At 57.9% G+C, this 4,159-nt stretch carries 5 protein-coding genes and 2 pseudogenes; 3 read left to right on the top strand and 4 right to left on the bottom strand.

Annotated elements, in window-relative coordinates; genetic code table 11:
- Positions 1 to 131: pseudogene (locus AC5RWX_RS30995) on the top strand (IS481 family transposase); the annotation flags it as partial.
- 167 nt (positions 132 to 298) lie between these two features.
- Here AC5RWX_RS30995 and AC5RWX_RS30990 read toward each other — a convergent pair.
- Positions 299 to 781 (bottom strand): hypothetical protein, encoded by a 483-nt coding sequence (locus AC5RWX_RS30990; protein ID WP_494100034.1) that lies wholly within the window; start codon positions 779 to 781, stop codon positions 299 to 301.
- Between the two features lie 575 nt (positions 782 to 1,356).
- Between AC5RWX_RS30990 and AC5RWX_RS30985 the strand changes: the two genes are divergently transcribed.
- Complete coding sequence (locus tag AC5RWX_RS30985; RefSeq protein ID WP_494100033.1) at positions 1,357 to 1,689, top strand: histone-like nucleoid-structuring protein Lsr2; 333 nt, start codon at positions 1,357 to 1,359, stop codon at positions 1,687 to 1,689.
- A gap of 200 nt (positions 1,690 to 1,889) precedes the next feature.
- Here the strand turns inward: AC5RWX_RS30985 and AC5RWX_RS30980 are convergent, their stop codons facing one another.
- The 3 genes and pseudogenes from AC5RWX_RS30980 to AC5RWX_RS30970 all read right to left on the bottom strand — a co-directional run bounded on the left by AC5RWX_RS30980 (position 1,890) and on the right by AC5RWX_RS30970 (position 3,324).
- On the bottom strand, positions 1,890 to 2,450 hold the full coding sequence (locus AC5RWX_RS30980) for a hypothetical protein (protein ID WP_494100032.1): 561 nt from the start codon (positions 2,448 to 2,450) through the stop codon (positions 1,890 to 1,892).
- Entirely contained in the window at positions 2,447 to 2,662 is a 216-nt protein-coding gene (locus AC5RWX_RS30975; RefSeq protein WP_494100031.1) for a hypothetical protein, read from the bottom strand. The genes AC5RWX_RS30980 and AC5RWX_RS30975 overlap by 4 nt, the downstream gene beginning before the upstream one ends.
- Positions 2,663 to 2,749: 87 nt before the next feature.
- Positions 2,750 to 3,324, bottom strand: a pseudogene (locus tag AC5RWX_RS30970) (recombinase family protein).
- A gap of 460 nt (positions 3,325 to 3,784) precedes the next feature.
- On the opposite strand from AC5RWX_RS30970, the gene AC5RWX_RS30965 reads away from it, so the two are divergent.
- Positions 3,785 to 4,159 (top strand): hypothetical protein (locus AC5RWX_RS30965; RefSeq protein WP_494100030.1); only part of this gene is annotated, 375 nt, incomplete at its 3' end.

Here is a 4,159-nt window from a genome sequence, read left to right as displayed (position 1 = left end):
CCACCGCGGTCGGAGTGCTGAGGCGGGCCGTATCCTGGTTCGCCCTCCGCGGCGTCCCCGTCGAGCGGGTCCTCTCTGACAACGGCTCAGCCTACAAGTCGAACCTCTGGCGGGACACGTGCCGGGAACTGAAACCGATCCCGTGTTCGCCCCTGGGGGTCATATTTTGGTAGGCGCGCGCCGCTGAACCTGCTCGTGGCGGCTTCGGGCAGGCGGCCCGTCAGTACCCGAAACCAAACGGCTTCCATGCAGCATGGATCCGCAGTGGGACCGCAAGGCTTTCGTCCTGCTGGTCCGGCTAACGGGTCCACACAGTAGGAACCTTGGCCATCACAAAGGACTCCATGCTTGCGGCGCGATCGACCTTGGTCACACTCAGAAGATGGTCGCCGCTGATGATAGTCACTCCCCTGCTTCGCGCAGCTTTGAGCCAAAGGGCGGTCTCCGGGTCCTCCGGATTGAATTGCCGCGACCACACCAGGCTGTTGTCGACTAGCAATGAAATGAATCCCTCGTTAGAAACCCGGCACTGAATGCTGCCGTCAGCTGGCTGGGCTTTGAGAACAATGTCTTCAACATCAGCATTGCGTGCGGGCTTAAACCCACGTTCAAGCAGATCCTGAGTCGGCAAAGGGCACTGGTCAACGTTGGGTTGTCTGTCGGCAGAGGGTCGGGCGGCGGTAAACGCCAGAACCGCGTAAAGCAGGATCCCAAAAGAACCTTCAATCCCGACCGTCAGTCGGACTTCCCGCATCTCCATATTGTGCAACACCGTGTTCACGATCGGTGGCCCCCTACCGCCTCGATGAAAGGACATCGTCGTCCTTGCAACACAATAGGGAGCCACAGGGCTTAGTTGAAAGGCTATTTGTCCATCGATGCGATAAATTGTGTTGATCTTGAGGGAAGTCGGCCCCTAAATACTGCGTAGCATTTTGGGTTTCCTCAATTAGACAAGCCCACTAACCGGGGACAAAGTTTTGGCCGTGCCGTAGGACTCGAACACGTTTTTCTCCAACACTCGCTGCGAAGCAGTGTTGGTTGTGCACCAGGGTCGCTGCTTCGAGGCGGTGTAGTCCGAGGCAGTGTTTGGCGAGCTAGCCTGTTTCGACATCGCCTGCGTGTTCAATTCCTGCTCGTGCAGAACTTGCAGGGTTGGGGCAAGCCTTTGTGATACCACATCATCGGCTTTTTCGATTCACTAACTGCCGTGTACATTCCTGAACTATTTCAACGGACACCATATGGGAGTCGATAAGGCACTTGGCTCAGTTCAGCGGGCCCGTCGCATTCCTACTACTTGACGGCTTCACAGTACTCGTTATAACTCAAGCGTCGAAGTGATAGCCTTTATTCATGGCAAAAAAGACAGTAGTAATTCTTTCTGATGACCTCGACGGTTCGGAAGCGAGCGAAAGTATCCAGTTCGCCCTTGACGGCACCGAATACGAAATTGATTTGAATAAGGACAACGCCGATGAATTGCGCCGGGTTCTGGAGCGCTTCACCGCTGTAGCGCGCAAGACTTCCGGAGGACGCGGCCGACCCTCTGGCCGTAAGTCTTCTTCATCCCACGGTGGCCCGGACGCTAAGGCTGTTCGGCAGTGGGCTGCGGAAAACGGGATTCAAGTAAACACCCGTGGTCGTATTCAAGGGGACATCGTCGAGAAGTACGAAGCGGCACACTGATAAGGCCACAAAACAAATCAGGGCTGGAATCTGTAACGGATTCTTGCCCTGATTTAGTTAGTTGTTCCCTGTTGCCCCTGTGCCACGCTCGAAGCGGTCAAGGACACTTTATTGGCTCTGGCCCTGGAGATTTCCGGAATCCTCCCAAGCGTTGAAGCATCTGGGCGGGGAACAGTCCGGGCGGCCGAAGCCCTACTGACTCAGATAGGCGGATAGCCAGGAACCGGGGACACGGCAAGAACTTCCCGTGCCCGTTCAAGCGCCGGCAGGCAAAGTCTGGCGATGCGTTCACGGCCCGCTGCCCGGTACAGGTCGTAAGCCCATTCCAGTTCAGCTGCCGCGTCCCGGCAGAGGGCTTCGTCAAAGAAGCGCACACCGATTTCGTAACGGACCAGAGCTTCCTGGGCTGGTGACGTAGCAAGGCACAGGGCCTCTTCCTGCAGCAAGGCCGTCTCACGCCACCGGTGCGAACGCCGGCAGGCGTGGGCTAGGACCAGCAAGGGCCGGAACCGGTCCGCCGACCCAGCCAGGAGCACGCGGCCTTCGGCAACCGCCTGCCTGTCACGGCCCAGCAGGGACAACGCCCAGACCCGCTCCAGGCTCGGGTACTCACCCAGCCTGGAGCTCATAGCCCGCCGGTCCACGACCACATCCCAAAGCGTCACCGGATCCGTGCGCCAGATTTCTGGTTGAGGAACCGCCAACCTGCCGCTACCGACGAGGGCACCGGTCGCCATCAACTGCCAACTCAGCGCGATCATGACCCGTCCCTGGTTTCCAGCATCGCCAGGACCTGCCGTGCTGCATCCAGATGGTGCACGGCCGCGCCCACGGCGTTACGCGCAGTGCCGTGCACCTGTTCAGCGTCCCGCGCCAGCGCGAGGAGATCATCCTCAATCAGATACCCCAACCTGTCCTGTACATCAAACAGCAGGCGGTAAAGCTCATCAGCGGTAGCAGTATCGATATTCACTGGTCATCTCCTATTTTCAGGTAGGTGCACGGAGGCGCATGAGGGCGCCGATCAACTTCAGAATCTCGGCGAGGTGCCACGTTACTCTCAGACGGAGCGCCGCTGGAGCTCACGGTAGACCGTGGTCCGGGATACCCGGAACAGCTCCGCCAATTCAGCCTGCGTATGCTCCCCGGCGTCATGCAGCGTCAGAAGATGCTTTCGCTGCGTCTTGGATAACTTCGGCTGCTTGCCCTTCAATCGCCCCTTCGCCTTGGCCACAGCCATTCCCTCACGGGTGCGCATCCGGATCAGGTCCGCCTCAAACTCGGCCACCATCCCCAAGACGTTGAACAGCAACCGGCCTACCGGATCAGTTGGATCGTTGGTGCTGCCGCCGAGACTGAGCACTACCCCTTTAGCAGTAAGTTCATCGGCTATGACCCTGGCATCGGAAAGGGCACGTGCCAAACGGTCGAGTTTGCTCACCACGAGCGTATCGCCGGCCCGGCACGCTGCCATCGCTTCACGGAGGCCAGGGCGCACCCGATTAGCTCCTGTCAGTCCGTGGTCGACGAAGATCTGCTTCTCTTCAACACTTAAGCTAAGGAGAGCGTTCCGTTGGCAGTCAGGTCCCGATCGCTCGTTGAGACGCGGGCATAGCCGATCTTCATTCCAGTCATAAGGAACATGGTTGCAGTAATCCCCCCATCAGCGTGCATATCACCGTGCGGGTCTTACGTACATGAGGTAGGCCAGCAATTGCGCTGAACGTGGCGGCGGGCTTCCACGGATCGGTGATCGACCGGCCACCGGGCGCGATCGTGCACAGAATAGGCTGGCATTCATGACGCGAGGTTTGAGCACCCACGGAACAGCGCCTCGTTCCTCCCCTGACCACGCTCAACCTACAAGACCCTTCGTGGGAAGGTATCGGTGTCGAGGGCAAGACGGTCGTTCCTGGTGGCGGGATATGCCTTCTTGCAGGTGCTCTCGCAGCAGGGATGGACATCAGCGAAAAATGTGAATTGGCGGGTGTCCCGTTCACAGTCCGTTCCGGAAGCATTCACAGAGCTACAGCACGTCTAGCTCATGCAAGTCGGGTTACTACTCGAAAATTTAGTTACAGGGTGATTTTGTAATATGAAAGAGATGCAGACTTTTTCGTCGTACTTCCGTTTCTTCCGCGCAGCTTGGGCCCTGTGGGCGATGGCGTTTATTTTTGCGGCAGGGATATTTTTCTCCACCTTCTCATTGACTGGTGGCTCGAACGGATTCGAAATCGGCATCTTACTCGCCGCCGGCATCCTTGGGGGCGGTTTAATTCGGGGTCTCGTCCGCGAAAGTTGGGTCACTATAATTCTTGTCCTCACTGTCGTCGCAGTAGGCTTCCTTCTTTCTCAGTTCCCTGCGCCTTGGTCTAAGCTCTGGCCAGTGGTAGTTCCCGCAAGCGCAATTGGCGTGATGGTCGGTAACATCATTCGTCTCGGACGACTTCACAGTAAACAGAGGACGCCC

The sequence above is a fragment of the Arthrobacter sp. SPT-J7 genome (assembly GCF_059089965.1).
This window is presented reverse-complemented; position numbering and strand designations above follow the sequence as displayed.

Excerpts from the sequence above, each read along its gene's own strand:
- AC5RWX_RS30985 (WP_494100033.1), top strand. The coding sequence starts at position 1,357 with ATGGCAAAAAAGACAGTAGTAATTCTTTCTGATGACCTCGACGGTTCG.
- AC5RWX_RS30980 (WP_494100032.1), bottom strand. The coding sequence starts at position 2,450 with ATGATCGCGCTGAGTTGGCAGTTGATGGCGACCGGTGCCCTCGTCGGT.